This window comes from Algibacter sp. 2305UL17-15 (assembly GCF_040720935.1).
Classification (GTDB): Bacteria; Bacteroidota; Bacteroidia; order Flavobacteriales; family Flavobacteriaceae; genus Jejuia.
In genome coordinates this window covers 53114-70657 of the sequence record NZ_JBFDAE010000013.1, presented here as the reverse complement: position 1 = coordinate 70657, position 17544 = coordinate 53114, and the positions used below count along the sequence as shown (strand labels likewise).

The following is a 17544-nucleotide window of genomic DNA, read 5'->3' as shown; positions in this document are numbered from 1 at the left end:
CAAGGTTTTTAAAACCTCGCAGGTCGATAATGATTTATTTTTAATCCAATTTAGTTGTCAAAATGACACTTCCCTTTTCCTTTAAAGTGATATTATCTCCCCAGAAAAACTGATAATCAGTAATGATATTTTTAACCGATTTCCCTTTTAAACCCACTTCTTCAAATCTATTCAAATCTAATTCTATAGGACTGTCATTTTTATTAATAATGTGTACTACAGTTTCATCACCATGGATTCTGAATAGTACATAAACACTATTTTCAGGTGCAAAATGAATGGTTTTACCCTCATGGATAGCTTTACTGTTTTTTCTATAATTCAGAAGTTTTTTTACATAGGATTGCATATCCTTTTGGGCATCATTTAAACCTTCGCCTGTAAACGCATTAATGGCATCGCCTTCCCAACCTCCGGGGAAATCCGTACGCACTAATCCGTGGTCTCCAGGTTTATCAAAATCGTTCATTAAAATTTCGGTCCCGTAATATAGTTGCGGAATTCTAGGTAATGTCAGTACATAACTCAATGCCATTTTTGTGTTGGCAATATCTCCGTGAAGCTGGGTAAAAATGCGACTCATATCATGGTTATCAGGAAAAAGCATAATATCCTTAGGCGTTGCATAATGGAAATCGTTTGCAAGACCTTGATACATTTTAACCAAACCTTTATCCCATTCTTCGTATTCATTTAAGGCTTCAACAATAGCGCGTTGCATTGGGAAATCCATTGGCGATTTTAAATTTGACTTGTAACCGTCCTTATTATTTGCACCATCCTGCCAATAGCCAACCAACAGCGGATTGTAACTCCACTCTTCGCCAACGATACTGAAATTAGGATATTCGTTCATAATGTCGCCCGCCCAACGGCTCATAAAATGTTTGTCCGGATAAGGATAGGTGTCTTGACGAATACCCCCAAGATTTGCAGTTTCAATCCACCAAATACTGTTTTGAACGGTATAGGTAGCCATAAACGGATTGCGTTGGTTTAAATCTGGCATTGCAGATACAAACCAACCCACATTCATATTCTGCTTATCTATTTTAGAGGCATATATATCTTGATTTGTGGTACGTCTGTGATTTGTGATAATGTCCTTACCGCCATCCCAATTATCAATATGCTTTTCATAATATTCCTGATGGTTTATCCAATCCTTAAATGGTAAATCTTTCATCCACCAATGCTGTAAACCGCAATGGTTTGCCACTTGATCCATGATAAGCTTCATGCCTTTTTCTGATAGTTTGGAGGACATTTCCAGATACGCTTCCAAGGTGCCAAAGCGTGGATCTATTTGATAATAATCTGTAATAGCGTAACCGTGATAAGAGCCTTTGGACATGTCGTTAGTTAATAACGGACAAGGCCAAATAGCTGTAAACCCTAAATCTTCTATATAGTCTAAATGATTTGTAATGCCTTTTATATCGCCACCATGTCTTGCATAATTATCACTCCTGTCGATAGTATTCTCGTTAAGTGCTTCAACAATATCATTTTTTGGCATTCCGTTTGCAAATCGATCAGGTGTGATTAAATAAATAGCGTCAGAACTATCAAAACCTATATAATCTTCTGATGGTTTTACTCTTGATTTCAACTCATAGGTATGTACTAAATCTTCTTTATTTTCTGCTTTAAAAGTGATATTGAATTTTCCAGCCTTTGCAGATTCAGAAATATTCAAATCTATAAACAGATAATTAGGGCTATCTGCTTTATGCACATTTTCAATGGAAACACCATGATATGAAATTTCTGGGGTTCTTTTGGAAATATTAGGGTGGTGCACTAAAAGTTGCAATTTTGGATTCTTAAAACCTACCCACCAGTTTAAGGGTTCAATACGGTTAACATCCTGTTTTTCAACTATCGAAACATTTTCATTAACCTTATCCATTTTTGTATCTCCTTCTTTTTTACAAGCTAAATTTAAAGTAAATACACATACAAAAACAGTCCAAATTGAAAGTTTATTGATTTTTCGGGTTTTTGAATAATTACTCATCATAATATTGCTTTTATTTAATCTCTTCAATACTAATCGCATAACCGCCACCTGGAGCTGATAATTGAGAAAGTTTTGACTTGCTAGTCACTTTTTTAGTTTTAATGGTATAAGCTTGCGGATTGGTTTTGTAATGCGCATCTTTACCATCGGCATAAATGGTAGCTTTATATTTTTTTCCTTTTTCAAGGAAATCAAATATGATGTTTGAGGTTCTTTTTTTATTCCCGTTCACATTACCAACAAACCAATTAGCACTTCCCTTTTCTTTTCTAGCTACGGTAATATAATCCCCAGGCTCAGCTTCTAAATACACACTTTTATCCCAATCTATAGCTACATCTTTTATAAATTGAAAGGCATCCATAAATTGCTCATAGTGTTCTGGCAAATCTGCTGCCATTTGGAGCGGGCTGTACATAGTAACGTATAACGCCAATTGGTTTGCAATAGTAGCGTTTAAGTGAGAATTATTATTTGGGCTGAATTTACTAATATCCATTTCGAAAATTCCAGGGGTGTAATCCATCGGGCCTCCAATTAGTCTCGTAAACGGCAACACGGTAACATGGTTTGGTTTTGATCCACCAAACGCTTGATATTCCGTTCCTCTAGCCGATTCATTTCCTATTAAATTAGGGTATGTTCTGCAAATTCCCGTTGGTCTCACAGCTTCATGGGCATTGACCATGATTTTATAATCTGCTGCTTTTTCAATGGCATATTGATAATGGTTTACTATCCATTGATTGTAATGGTTTTCGCCTCGCGGTAAAATATCGCCTACGTAACCACTTTTTACTGAATTATAGCCATTGTCTTTCATAAACTGATAGGCTTTATCCATATGGCGCTCGTAATTACGAACAGAACTTGAAGTTTCATGGTGCATCATCATTTCAACACCTTTTGATTTTGCATAAGCATGAATAGCTTCAACATCAAAATCTGGATAAGGGGTTACAAAATCGAATACATAATCTTTTGAGTGCCCGAACCAATCTTCCCAACCTTCGTTCCAACCTTCGACCAAAACCGCATCAAACCCGTGCTCTGAAGCAAAATCTATATGCCGTTTTACATTGGCGTTATTTGCGGCATGTGTTCCGTTTGGTTTTAATTTTGAATAATCTGTAACACCTAATTGTACCGCGGCTACCTCATCGGTATAATCCCATGAGCTTTTTCCGGTAATCATTTCCCACCAAACGCCTATATATTTTACTGGCTTTATCCATGAGGTATCTTCAATTTTACAAGGCTCGTTCAGGTTTAATGTCATTTTTGATGCCAGAATATCCCGTGCATCATCACTTACCATAATAGTCCGCCATGGCGAGTTACACGGTGCTTGCATATAGCCCTTATCGCCATTTGCATCTGGTGTTAACCACGATTCAAATACCATATTTTCATCGTCTAAATTCAAATGCATACATGAATAATTGATTAATGCGGCTTCATGCAAATTGATATACAAACCATCATTCGTTTTCATAATTAAAGAGGTTTGAACCCCTGTTGGAGAATAGGATTTTTGAGATAAGTTTACGGTCACCGCTTCTTCTGAAAAGCCTCTAATTTCTGATAATTTAGATTCTGTATAATCATATTCTTGGGTATCGTAATCTCCTGGAATCCAAAACGCCGTATGATCTCCTGTCATGGCAAATTGTGACTTTTCTTCTTTGATGACGAAATACACTAGATTGTCTTGCTCTGGAAATTCATAACGAAAACCTAAACCTTCGTTGAATAATCTAAAACGAATCATAACAATTCTATTGGTTTTATTTTGTTTTAGGCTTACAGCCAATTCGTTGTAATTATTACGAATTTCTTTTTCCTCTCCCCAAACTGGTATCCAAGTGTCATCAAAAGTTGATGTGTCAGTATTTAGGATTTTAAAGTCATTCAATAACGATGTATCATCATCTTTTAACTCTAAACCTAAGTGGCTTGGTTTTATAACTGCTTTGTTTTTATAGGATAACTCATAGGTTGGCATTCCGTCTTTTTCCAAAGAAAATTGCATGGTCAATTCTCCATTGGGCGATTTCAATGCTTGTGAATTAACAAGATTGAAAAATGAAAACAATACAGTTATACTTAATATATATAAAAATTTCATGGTTTTTGTTTTAGCGTTAAAATTGGTTTCAAAAGCTTCATTAGCTTACTGCGCGTAATCCTTTATTTTTTAGCATTAAAGATTTATCGTTAACAAGAATCTCAAGAGCATCACCACAAATCATTTCAAAATTTGTTTGATTTTGAGTAATATTTACTTTTATAATATGATTTCTAAAATTCACTTTAAATGAATAGCCTTTCCATTGTTTCGGGATTTTAGGTGTGAACGACAAGGTGTTGTCTTTAACACGCATGCCTCCAAAACCTTCAACAATACTCATCCAGGTACCTGCCATGGACGTAATGTGTAAACCTTCGTGTACTTCATGATTATAGTCGTCTAAATCTAAACGAGACGTTCGTAAATAGAAGGTATAGGCTTGCTCCATTCTGTCTAATTTTGCAGCTTGAATACTGTGTACACAAGGTGACAATGAACTTTCGTGGACTGTAAACGGTTCATAAAAATCGAAATGACACTCTAGCTCTTCATCAGAAAACTGATCTTCAAAAAAGTAAAATCCTTGTAAAGTATCCGCTTGTTTAATGTATGGTGAACGTAAGATTCTATCCCAGCTCCATTTTTGGTTTATGGGTCTTTCTGATTTTGGCAAATCTTTAACTGAAATCAATTCCTTATCTAAAAAGCCATCCTGCTGTAGATACACTTGATGTTTTTCAGAATACGGGAAATACATGTTATCTGCTACAGCTTTCCATAACGCCAATTCCTTTTTAGACAGATTTACTTTTTCAGCAATTCTTGAAAAGTCTGAAGTATATTCTACTTCAATTCTCTCAATTTGCTCTAGCGTATAATCTATACACCATTTTGCCAAATAGTTTGTGTACCAATTATTATTGACGTTATTTTCATATTCATTTGGCCCTGTAACACCAAGGATAACATATTGATTTTTATCTGAAGAAAAGTTTGCACGCTGTTGCCAAAAACGAGCAATCCCTATTAGAACTTCTAGCCCTTTTTCTGGAATATAACTGTAATCTCCCGTGTAACGGTGGTAGTTATAAATTGCGAATGCAATAGCACCATTTCTATGGATTTCCTCAAAGGTAATTTCCCATTCATTGTGGCACTCCTCACCATTCATGGTAACCATTGGATATAAAGCTGCTCCATTCTTAAAACCTAACTTTTCAGCATTTTCGATGGCTTTTTTCAAATGATTATAACGGTATTCTAATAGTGTTCTGGCTACCTTTTGGTCTTTGGTTGCCATATAAAATGGAATGCAATAGGCTTCGGTATCCCAATAGGTGCTTCCGCCATATTTTTCGCCTGTAAAACCTTTAGGGCCGATATTCAATTTTGAATCTTTACCTAGGTAGGTTTGGTTCAATTGAAAAATATTAAAGCGAATACCTTGTTGTGCTTTTACATCGCCATCAATGGTAATATCTGCTATGTCCCAAATAGTTTCCCAAGCTTGTTTTTGTTCTTCAAGCAATTGATTAAACCCTTTTTTAGTGGCGGTTTTAAGAACTTCTTTTGCAACTTTTACTAATTTGGATTTATCGTGATTTCTATCTACAGTATAGCCACCAAACTTTTGAATGCTATATGCATCGCCTTTTTTTACTGGGTATGCATAACTAAATGACACCAGATTTGAATCTGCAGTTATGTTATGCTCAACCATAATGGGCTTACCCGAAATGTAAACTTTCGATTCCATGAATGTACAGGTATGGAAATCGGTTTTCATGGTTTTAGCTTCAATAAAAGCTTGATTGTTTACATGACTTACATCTGTAGTATCCCAAAATTTATCGTCCCAATTGGTATCTTCATTTGTAATTCCTGAATCTAAATACGGTTGAAATATGATTTCAGCATCCACATTCAAAGGTGTAACCTCGTAATTTATGACACCTATTTCATCTAAATCTAAACTTAAAAAACGCTTTACAGATACTTCAACTTGAACATCGTTTGCTAAGGTCGCTTTAAAATAGCGTGACAACCAACCTTCTTTCATATTGAGTTCTCGTTTAAAATTATCAACAGACTTACAGGTGCTTAAATCTAGTGGTTCGCCGTTTACTGTAACGTTAATTCCAATCCAATTTGGTGCGTTCAATACTTTGGCAAAATATTCTGGATAGCCGTTTTTCCACCAACCCACACGGGTTTTATCTGGATAATATACCCCAGCGATATAGCTGCCTTGAAAGGTATCACCGGAATACTGCTCTTCAAAATTAGCACGTTGCCCCATGGCACCATTGCCAATACTGAATAAGCTCTCGGAAGATTTAACGCGACTTGCATCAAAACCTTCTTCTATGATAGACCAATTATCTGGTTTTATATAATCTTGATTCATTTTTTTTTAAGATATTAGAAAATAGACCATAGAAAATAGACGGCGTAGTTTCCCAACCGACTTTTTCTTATCTATATTCTTTGTTCTTTTTTCTCTTTTCTAATCGTTAATTCCTTGATAAAACTTGAACTAATTTCAGTTAAATCCTTAAAATTAAAATCGGCTTCATGAAGTGTTTTTTCATCTCCAATTCCGATGGAAATCATATTTGCAGTATTTGCAGCTTCTACGCCCGCAATGGCATCTTCAAAAACGATACATTGTTCTGGTTTTAAATTGAGTTTTTTAGCACCTATTAAAAACACTTCTGGATCTGGCTTTGCTTTAGAAACGCTATTTCCGTCAACAATTCCTGCAAATCTTTCGTATAAATTGACTTGTTTTAGAATTAATGGTGCATTTTTACTTGCGGAACCTAATACATATTGAATTCCTAATGCATCAAGCGCATCCAATAATTCACTTGCCCCTGGGAGAATTTCTTCTGGTCCCATTTCAGTAATATACTTGAGATATTCTTCGTTTTTACTGATTAGAAATTCTTGCTTTTTTTCTTCGGAAAGTTCAACGTTTCCGATATCTAAAAGAATCTCTAATGATCTTACGCGACTCACACCTTTTAAAAGTTCGTTGTGCGCTTCGGTAAACTCAAAACCCAAATGATCCGCAAGGTCTTTCCAAGCTAAAAAATGATATTTTGCTGTATCGACGATGACACCGTCTAAATCGAATATGACTCCTATTTTTTTCATCCTCTCCCTAACCCTCTCCGAAGGAGAGGGAATATTTATTATTTTATTGAACTATATCATCAACATCTTTAACTTTATAAACTAAAGACGCTGCAATTAAAAAACTAACACCACTCATCATTAAAGCAAATATGGCTTGATTGCCATAAGCATATTTTACAAGTGGGCCGCCAATTAAGGCATTGATTATTTGGGGTATTACAATGAAGAAATTAAATATCCCCATGTAAACCCCCATTTTCTTTGGTGAAATAGAGCCTGCAAGAATAGCATAAGGCATAGCCAAAATACTTGCCCAAGCAATCCCTACTCCTATCATAGAAAAAATAAGCCAATTTTTATCTGGCATAATGTAGATGGATAACAATCCTAAACCTCCAATAATTAGAGATATGGAATGTGTTTTTTTACGTCCGATTTTTTTAGCTATGTAAGGCAATGCAAAAGCATAAAACGCAGAAATCAGGTTATAAACCCCAAACAGAATCCCTATCCAGTCTCCTGCATCTTGATATGCAGCACTACTACTATCGGTATATGGCAAACCATAGAGATGTTGCGCAATGGCCGGGGTAGCAAATACCCACATCCCAAAAAGCCCAAACCATGAAAAGAATTGCACCCAACTTAATTGGCGCATAGTGGTTGGCATTTTTTTGAAGTCTTCAAAAATATCCATTAAACTGGATTTTGCCTCCTCTCCTTCTTTAACTACGGTATCGGCATGTACTTCTTCATCTTCAAAACTATCTAGTTCTTCAGGCGAATATTCCTTAGTTGTTAAAACGGTTACTAAAATTGAAACGACTAAAATAATAGCTCCAATAATGAAAGACAAAATCAAATTAAAAGGGACAGTTCCTGCAACAGTTTCATTAGAAACTCCAAACCAATTCGTCAAAGCATAGGGTAACCATGACCCAATAACCGCCCCAAAACCAATAAGTGCCGTCTGAACGCTAAAGCCTAAAGTACGTTGGTCTGTTCTTAGATTATCCCCAACTAAAGCTCGAAAAGGCTCCATGGCAATATTGAAAGAGGCATCCATAATCATTAACATTCCTGCACCAACCCATAAAGCTGGCAAGAAGGCTATAAAAATATCTGCTTGTGGCATGAGCACTAAACCTATGGAAGCTAAAATGGCCCCAACTAAAAAGTAAGGTTTTCGTCTGCCGAATCGTCCCCAAGTCTTATCACTATAATGCCCTATAATTGGCTGAACAATCAAACCCATTAGAGGTGCAATTATCCAAAACCAGGACAGTTCATGAACGTCGGCTCCGAAAATTTGAAGTATTCTACTTGCGTTGGCATTTTGGAGTGCAAACCCCATTTGGATTCCCAGAAATCCAAAACTCATGTTCCAGATTTGCCAGAAACTTAATTTACGCTTTTCCATTAAATAGTATGTTTAAATGAATACTATTTGATAAGCGATCCTATATCAATAGAACTAATGAAAATCAATAATTCTAAATTGATAAAACTTATCAAAACTTATTGTGAGAAGTAAAAATATAAGTCTTGATTTCGAATCAAAGATAAAAAAGAATTTTATTTTTCCTAATAAAATTTTAGCACCAATAGTTTTTAACGAAACTATTTAGTGGATTCTCTTTCAATAATTTCGGTCTCGATAACCACCTTTATAAAATCACTTTTTTTCTCGTTATTAGTGAAGTATTGCTCGGTTTTGGCGTCTTCTGCTTCCAATCTATCTATCAATAAATTCGCAGATTGCTCTCCTATTTTTTGACCGTGCTGACTAACCGTTGTTAAACTAGGCGTTGCATGTTTTGAAAGCACACCGTCTGTAAAACCAATAACCTGTATATCGTCTGGGATTTTAAATCCTAGTTTTCTTGCCACTTTCATTGCCGAAACGGCATACAGTTCATTTACTGCAAAAATACCATCGATATTGGGGTTTGACTTTAAAAATTGAACTATTTCAGTTTCTAAAACATCCAAATTATTTTCAACGTCTAAGCTGTCGTCAATCTTTAAAATTAAATTAGAATCTGCCTCAATGCCACTAAGTTGTAAAGCCTCTAAATAACCCTGGGTTCTTAATCTGCCTACGCTAACGTAATCCATCGTGGTTATTAATGCTATATTTTTGCAATCGTTTTCTACTAACCTTTTAACAGCTTTTACCGCACCGTTAAAATCATCAACAATTACCTTGTCGCAATCCACTTCATTTACAACCCTATCAAACATTACAATAGGGATGCCTTGATTAATTGTAGCGTTAAAATGATGGTAATCTTGCTTTAGTAAAGTTTCCTTGGATATAGACAAAATAAACCCGTCAATACTACCATTGGCAAGCATTTCCATATTAATGATTTCTTTTGTAAACGATTCGTTGGACAAGCCAACAATAACGTTATATCCGCGACGATTAGCCACTCTCTCAATACCTCGAATAACCGTTGAGAAAAAATGATGTACAATTTCTGGAATTAAAATACCGATGGTCTTAGTTTTTCTATTCTTTAAGCTAAGTGCAATATTATTGGGTTTGTAGTTGTATAGTTTAGCAAACGCTTGAATTTTTTGCGTCGTATCTTCACTAATCTCTTTGCTATTGCTCAAAGCTTTGGAAACCGTTGAAACCGAAACGTCTAATTCCTTAGCAATTTGCTTTAATGTTATCTTTCTTTTCATAATCTTTAATTCAGCCTAAAATAGCAATTATTCGGCTGTTATGGATAAAGAAATGAAATTATTTAATAGGTCGTTAATATATGCTTTTCTCAGTTTTAGGCCAAAAAACCAAAAAGTTGTCAACACGAAAACGTTTTCGTAGAATATTTCGTAATCCGGAATTGTTTATTTACAATTTGTTTATATAGTTTTGATATGAGAAGTGGAAATATAAACAAACTAAAATGACTTATTAATTAAACTAATTTGTATGAAATCAACACTTAATAGTTTACTGTTTTTTCTGTTTTTGGCACCCGCCTATATATTCGGGCAAACGTCTTTAACAGGAACAGTAACAGAACAATCAACTTCCATCCCTCTTCCAGGGGTAAATGTCGTTATTAAAGGCACATCAACTGGAACCGCCACAGATTTTGATGGAAATTATACTATTGAAGTAAATAACGGAGATGTTATTGTATTTTCTTATGTGGGCTATCAATCTCAAGAAATCACTTTTTCTGGACAAACCACCTTAGATGTACAATTAACTGAGGATGCTGCACAATTGGAAGAAATTGTTATTATTGGTTATGGTAGCGTTAAAAAAGAAGATTTAACGGGTGCGGTTGATGTTATTTCGTCGGAAGACTTTAACCAAGGTGCAGTTGTATCTCCAGATCAATTGTTACAAGGTAAGGCAGCGGGTGTAAGGATAACAAGTGCTGGTGGACAACCAGATGCTGCTCCGAATATTCGTATTAGAGGTGGTTCATCACTTTCTGGTAACAATTCGCCTTTAATCGTAATTGATGGTGTGCCACTAGACAATGGGGGTGTTGCCGGTGTAGGAAACCCGTTAAGTTTGATAAACCCTAACGATATTGAAAGTTTCAGTATTCTTAAAGACGCCTCTGCAACTGCAATTTACGGTTCTCGTGCTTCTAATGGTGTACTTATTATTACCACCAAAAAAGGAACTTCAGGAGAAGCTAAATTTAATTTTTCTGCTAGAACCTCGTTAAGTAATATTAGCCCAAGTGACCAAGTTCAAGTTATGAATGGCAATGAATTTGTAAGATTTGCACAAACATACTTTCCAAATAATTTAGAAGCTTTAGGTGTACCTGTTGGGAGCGTTGATAATAATCAGCCAAGTACAATCGTTAATTTAACAGATGCGGATGGTAACCCTATCCAACGTGAAATTTACAATACCGATTGGCAAGATGTAATTTATAGAACAGCTATAACTAAAGACTATAACTTTGGCGTAAGAGCCAATTTATTGAAAAAAGTTCCTTTTAGAGCCTCTATTGGTTATAATGAAACTGAAGGTGTTGTAAAAACTAATGACTATGAGAGAATTACGGCATCATTAAGATTGACTCCCAAGTTTTTTGATGATCATTTAAAAGTGGACATTAATGCTAAAGGAACCGTTGTTGACAAAAATTCTATTGATGAAGGTGGTGCATTAGGTGGAGCTATTTCAATGGATCCAACCAAACCAATTTACGATAGAAATTCTATTTTTGGTGGTTTCTACCAACAATTACAAGCTCCGGATAACCCTAATAACCCAAACGCAAAAATTGGAGCAGGCAATCCATTAGGCGTTTTATTACAAAGAAGACGTCCTGAAAAGGTAGATCGTTTACTTGGTAATATAGAACTTGATTATAAGATGCATTTTTTACCAGAATTACGTGCTGTTGTAAATTTAGGTCTAGAAGCAGCAAGAGCTGAAATTGAAGAGCTTTTTTCTGAGAATGCAATTAATTCATACACACTAGTACCAGATACTAATGTTCCACCTGGCACATTTATATTTAATCCAGGAAAAAGTTTTGGAGAAAGACAGCATATTACAAATGTTACTATGGAATCTTACCTAGCGTACCGCAAAGAATTTGACGACTTCTTCATTAATAATTTTGATGTTCAAGCAGGATACTCATACCAAAACTTTAAAAATGATGGTAATAAAGATGAATTTGAAAATGATCCTACAACAGGTCAAAGAATTCCAAATATAGACCCATTAAATCCTAATAATAGATATTTTAACGAATTGAATTTGCAATCATTCTTTGGACGAGCTAATATTAATTTAGCTAACAAATACTTACTTACAGCTTCTTTTAGAGCAGATGGATCTTCTTTCTTTACAGAAGAAAACCGTTGGGGCTATTTCCCTTCTGCGGCATTAGCTTGGAAAGTAAAAGAGGAAAGTTTTTTAAAAGATGTAAACTTTGTTAACGATTTTAAACTAAGATTTGGTTGGGGTGAAACTGGGCAACAAGATATTTCTGGACAGGTTGGTTTTTACCCATCTATTCCTTTATTCGAAATTGGTTCTCCAGAAAGTCAATATATCTCTGGTGTTAACTTATATAATGCTAAAGAGTTTAACCCAGATTTAACTTGGGAAAAAACCACAACATATAATGCAGGTGTGGATTTTGACTTTTTTGCAAATAGCTTCCTTTCAGGATCTTTTGATATCTTTAAAAGAGAAACAACAGATTTATTAGTGTTAACCGGAGTTCCTCCAGGACAAGCTTTAAGCGATCAGGTTATTCAAAATGTAGGGTCCACTGAAAGTAAAGGATTTGAGTTGAACTTAAACTTAAACCCTGTACAAAATGATGATTTCAATTTGTCATTTAATGGTAATTTATCATATAATTTTACTGAGGTAACTGACTTAGAAGGAGTTGAGCAAATTAACGCTCCAAATGGTGGACTAGCTATTGGAACAGGGAATATATTATTAAGACATGCCTTAGGAGAACAAGCAGGTTCTGCATGGGTTCTAAAACAAGTATATGACACCGATGGCAACCCAATATTAGGTTCTTTCGTTGACTTAAACGATGACGGAAGAATTACAGAAGCCGATAGATATTATAGAGCTATTCAACCTAACTGGACATTTGGTTTTGGTTTTAACATGAACTACAAAAACTGGGATTTCAGCGCAAGCTTTAGAGGTCAGTTAGATGGCGAAATTTACAACTCAAGACGCTTAACACATGGTGCGATAGAAAATGCATTGTCTTTAGATGGTAATTCATTTAACAATACCTTGAATTTCTTTGAAGGAGAGGCAAGTCCCGTATTTACAGATATAGTAGACCCTGTTCAATATTCGGATTATTTTCTTGAAGGTGCTTCATTCCTAAGATGTGAGAACATTGTGCTTGGTCACACATTGACTGATGTCATAAAAAATGCAAGACTTAAATTATATGCTGCGGTTAACAACCCTTTCCTAATCACAAATTATTCTGGACAAGATCCTGAGAATTTCACAGGTATAGATAATAACTTTTACCCAAGAGCAACCATATATAATTTAGGTGTTAATATTGATTTTTAAACTATGAAAATTATGAAAAATAAAATTTTAAAATTACTATTTGGTTTGGTAGTAGTATTCTCTGTCAGCATTAGCTGTACAGATGATTTAAACACTAAACCACTAGTAGAGTTATCGTTAGAAGAATTACTGGCTCAAGATCCACGCGCAGTTGAAGGTATTTTATCTAGACTTTATGGTTCGTTCGCACTTTCTGGTGCCGACGGTTCTGGAAGTTCAGACATTAGTGACGATGCCGGTGAATCACCTTTTTTAAGAGGGATTGTAAATCTGCAAGACTTCGCAGCCGATGCTATGAAAAACAGATGGGGAGACAATGGTCTAGACCAATTAACCACAACAACAGATTGGACACCAGAAAATAAATTCTTTAGGTATTTATACAATAGAATTTTCTTTACAATTCCACAGTGTAACAACTTACTTTCAATCCTTCCTAACGTAGAGGTAGAAAATAAAGACGGAATAATTTCTGAAGTTCGCTTTATTAGAGCGTTGGCTAACTATTATTTAATTGATGTTTTTGGAAAAGGGGTTTTGGCAACAGAAGAAAATTTTGGTCAAACAGAGTCTTTACCTGAAGCATCGCGTCAAGAATTATTTGATTTTGTTGAATCTGAATTATTAGCTATTGAGCCTCTTTTACCAGCAACCAATACATATGGTAGAGCTACAAGTGGTGCAGCACAAATGTTACTAGCAAAATTATATTTAAATGCTGAAGTCTATACAGGTACTCCTAGATATGGAGATGCAGCTACATTTGCTAACAAAGTAATTACCGAAGGACCTTATACATTAGATCCAGATTTTGTGAGTATTTTTTCTGGAGACAATAATGAATCAAATGAAATCATTTTCCCTTTAATTGCTGATGATCAAGTAAGTCAGAGTTTTGGAAACACTACCTATATTGTTAATGGTAGTTTAAATGACGCCACGATGCCATTAGCACAATTTGGTGCAACTGAAGGTTGGGGTGGACACAGATCCAGCAAAGCTTGGTATGGTTTATTTGGTGATTTAAGTACTTCAACAGATGATAGAGCAAACCTATTTTGGACAGATGGACATAATTTTGAAATGGAAGATTATAAAGAATGGACCGATGGTTACCCCTCTATAAAATTTAGAAATACAAACTTTACTGGACCTTCTTTACCCTCAAGTTTTTCCCCAACAGACTTTCCTTTATTCAGATTAGCTGATGCTTATTTGATGTATGCAGAATGCGCTGTTCGAGGAGCAGCAGGAGCAGATATGGGAACCGCTGTTCAATATGTAAATGATGTTAGAACAAGATCAAATGCAAGCAGCATTACTCAAAATGATTTAACAGAACAATTCATTATTGACGAGCGTGCAAGAGAGTTAAACCTTGAAGGACACAGGCGTACAGACTTAATACGCTTTGGAAAGTTTACAGGAGGGTCTTATTTATGGCCATGGAAAGGTGGTGTAAAAAATGGTACATCGATACCGACTACTTATAGATTATATCCTATACCATCGTCGGCACTACAAGCAAACCCGAATTTATCTCAAAACCCAGGGTTTTAATACTAAAAATGAATTAAAATGAAAAAATTGAAAAACATATTTATACCCATACTAGCAGCACTTTTACTTGTGTTAGTTAGTTCTTGTTCTGAAGACGATGAAAAATTTATTGTCTCTGACACCGAACCCGTTGTTTTGGGCGATTTGACCATTACCGATATCGTGCTGGATCCTGTTAACACAAATAACCCAGCGGTTACCTTTAACTGGACCGAAGCAGATTATGGGCAACAAGTTCCAGTTACCTACCAGATTGAGGTGGCTAGCGACGAAATGTTCTCGAATTCAGCAACCGCAGCTACTGTTAATAGTGGTAATACAGTGACACTTTCTGCAAGTGAAGTAAACGTTGCAGCAGGCAACGTTGGTTTACCTCCCTTTGCATGGAATATGCTATATGCAAGAGTAACCTCTTCCGTTGGTACTGAAAACGGTTTACCCGTTGCATCAAACAGCATCAGCTTTAACGTATTTCCATACTTTAATTATACTTTTAAAGATTATTACTTAGTAGGAAACGGTGTGGCACCAGGGTGGAGCAATGACAATAACAACCCGCCTTTGTTTAGAGATGGCAACAACCCAAATATATATTACTATACGGGCTATTTTACAAATAGTGACGGTGATTTTGGTAACGGAAGATTCAAGATTTTAGAAACTAGAGGTTCATGGCAACCGCAATGGGGTGTATCAGATGATGAAGGGGATGATGTTCTTAAAACTTCTGGGAGTATTGCAGGAAATCCAGAAACACAAGATGGCGATCCGGGGCGTTTTGGAGTGGCAGCTGATGGATATTATCAATTTAGTATAAACTTCTCTTCAAAAACATACACTATGGCTGCTTATGATGCTTCTGGAGCAACAGACTTCACTAGCATTGAAATTCAAGGTTCGGCAGCTACCACTACTGCTATGACCCAATCTACTTTTGATAGCCATATTTGGTACTTAAGTAGTGTACGTTTAACGCAAGGAGACTTACAGTTTAAAACAAACTCAGGATCTGTTTGGGGAGGAACCACTGAATTTTCTGGTCAAGCAACAGCTAATGGTGGAAACATTCCTGTTATTGTTGAAGACGATTACGAGGTTTGGTTTAACGATCTAGATGGTCGCTATATACTAATTCCGTTGAATTTATAATCATAAAAAAAATAAACATGAATTTATATATAAAAAAAATAAGCTTTCTTTTGCTTTCACTAGCGTTTATCTTAACCGCTTGTGAAACCGATGATAGTATTCAGATAATGTCTGCAGATCCAGCATTTACACTAGAGCAGCCAGGAATTTCCACTGTGTTTTTAAATTTCGGGACACCAACAAATCCCGCCATTACACTTTCGTGGAACGACGATTTAACGGGCAGTACTTCATACGACGTTGAAATGGCTTTGGATACCGATTTTACTTCAACTGTTGATTTAGGTAATTCTAGTACCAACTTTTTCACAATAAATGTTCAAGATTTAAATGCAGCCATAAGAAATGCTGGCGTAACAAAATTCAAGGATATTGATGTATACTTAAGGGTTGTGGCAGATAACGCTACTAGCAACGCTATAAAATATATAATAACTACATATCCTACCGATAAACCGGAACTGACCAGTCCATCAGCAAACGATGCTTTTGTACTATCTATTGGCTCTTTAGACGCCATAGCAATGACTGCTGAATGGACAGATGTTGCTCTTGCTTCCGATTTAGACACTAATATTGATTACAACCTTCAAGCGGCTGCAGCAGGAACAGATTTTGCTACTCCTATTTCAATTGGAACGGGCACCAATATCACTTCAATAACAGCAACCCATTCCGATTTAAATGCAGTAGCCATTGGTATTGGTTTAGTAGCAGAAGTGGCTGGTGACATGGAAATGAGGGTTGTGGCCAAAAACACAAACTCTAATGAAAATGTTTTAGAACGCATTTCTGAAACCGTAACGGTTTCTGTAACCCCTTATCTTGCGTCTTTTCCAAATTTATTTATGGTAGGCAGTGCTACAACAGCAGGGTGGAATCCTGATAACAATAACAACCCTTTATTTAGAAATCAAGAGGTGCCCAATGCGTATGTATATACAGGATATTTTCAAGCTGGTGAATTCAAATTACTGGAAACCAATCAATGGCAACCACAATGGGGCACCAATGACGGTTCTACTTTAGCTGTAAATACAGGTGGTGGGTCAGATCCGGGAACATTTAATGTTGCTACAGCAGGGTATTACACCTACAATTTTACAACAGTAGGCGAATCAGGTACTTTTACAGTAACACCTTTTGATGCTTCTGGAGTGGCAACCTACACCTCTATTGCTATTATTGGCGATGCAACCCCTAATGGTTGGGACGGAGACAATGATACAGATTTAACCCAAGACCCTAACAATCCTCATTTATGGTATCTAAATGATGTTACACTTACGAATGGCGGTTCTATGTTGATTAGAGCCAATAACGATTGGGCCGATGTATGGCGATATACAGGCTCCACAGAACTATATGGAACAGCGGTTTTAGCTGGTGATGGAAACAATATCCCTTTTACCTCACCAACAGGTAGCTATGATATTTGGTTCAATGATTTGGATGGTAGCTATGTGATTATAGCAAACTAGTTTAATTAAGACAAAAGGCTGTGCTATACCATCGCACAGCCTTTTTTCATTGAAACTC

The 17544-nt window shown here is 35.9% G+C and carries 10 protein-coding genes; 4 read left to right on the top strand and 6 right to left on the bottom strand.

What is annotated here, in order from left to right; translation table 11 throughout:
- Positions 1-40 precede the first annotated feature (40 nt).
- The 6 genes from ABXQ82_RS14090 to ABXQ82_RS14065 all read right to left on the bottom strand — a co-directional run bounded on the left by ABXQ82_RS14090 (position 41) and on the right by ABXQ82_RS14065 (position 9929).
- Positions 41-2020 carry a glycoside hydrolase family 13 protein gene (locus ABXQ82_RS14090; protein WP_367061106.1) on the bottom strand — a complete coding sequence of 660 codons (1980 nt, stop codon included), beginning with the start codon at positions 2018-2020 and terminating at the stop codon, positions 41-43.
- A 13-nt stretch (positions 2021-2033) separates the two neighbouring features.
- Positions 2034-4151: a glycoside hydrolase family 97 protein gene (locus ABXQ82_RS14085; protein WP_367060948.1), complete on the bottom strand. Its 2118-nt coding sequence runs from the start codon at positions 4149-4151 to the stop codon at positions 2034-2036.
- A gap of 40 nt (positions 4152-4191) precedes the next feature.
- Entirely contained in the window at positions 4192-6501 is a 2310-nt protein-coding gene (locus ABXQ82_RS14080) for a glycoside hydrolase family 65 protein (protein WP_367060945.1), read from the bottom strand.
- Positions 6502-6572: 71 nt separating this feature from the next.
- On the bottom strand, positions 6573-7253 hold the full coding sequence (pgmB, locus tag ABXQ82_RS14075; protein WP_367060942.1) for a beta-phosphoglucomutase: 681 nt from the start codon (positions 7251-7253) through the stop codon (positions 6573-6575).
- A 43-nt stretch (positions 7254-7296) separates the two neighbouring features.
- A complete protein-coding gene (locus ABXQ82_RS14070; protein WP_367060939.1) occupies positions 7297-8655 on the bottom strand; it encodes an MFS transporter in 1359 nt (452 codons plus the stop codon).
- Between the two features lie 200 nt (positions 8656-8855).
- Positions 8856-9929 (bottom strand): LacI family DNA-binding transcriptional regulator, encoded by a 1074-nt coding sequence (locus tag ABXQ82_RS14065; protein ID WP_367060936.1) that lies wholly within the window; start codon positions 9927-9929, stop codon positions 8856-8858.
- 250 nt (positions 9930-10179) lie between these two features.
- Here ABXQ82_RS14065 and ABXQ82_RS14060 point away from each other — a divergent pair, with 250 nt between their 5' ends.
- Genes ABXQ82_RS14060 through ABXQ82_RS14045 form a run of 4 tightly spaced genes read left to right on the top strand, consistent with a single transcriptional unit; the run spans position 10180 to position 17486 of the window.
- Positions 10180-13296, top strand: a complete 3117-nt coding sequence (locus tag ABXQ82_RS14060; protein WP_367060933.1) for a TonB-dependent receptor — start codon at positions 10180-10182, stop codon at positions 13294-13296.
- A 3-nt stretch (positions 13297-13299) separates the two neighbouring features.
- Entirely contained in the window at positions 13300-14856 is a 1557-nt protein-coding gene (locus ABXQ82_RS14055) for a RagB/SusD family nutrient uptake outer membrane protein (protein WP_367060930.1), read from the top strand.
- Between the two features lie 18 nt (positions 14857-14874).
- Positions 14875-16005 carry a SusE domain-containing protein gene (locus ABXQ82_RS14050; protein ID WP_367060927.1) on the top strand — a complete coding sequence of 377 codons (1131 nt, stop codon included), beginning with the start codon at positions 14875-14877 and terminating at the stop codon, positions 16003-16005.
- Positions 16006-16022: 17 nt separating this feature from the next.
- Positions 16023-17486 (top strand): SusE domain-containing protein, encoded by a 1464-nt coding sequence (locus ABXQ82_RS14045; protein WP_367060924.1) that lies wholly within the window; start codon positions 16023-16025, stop codon positions 17484-17486.
- Positions 17487-17544: the final 58 nt, after the last annotated feature.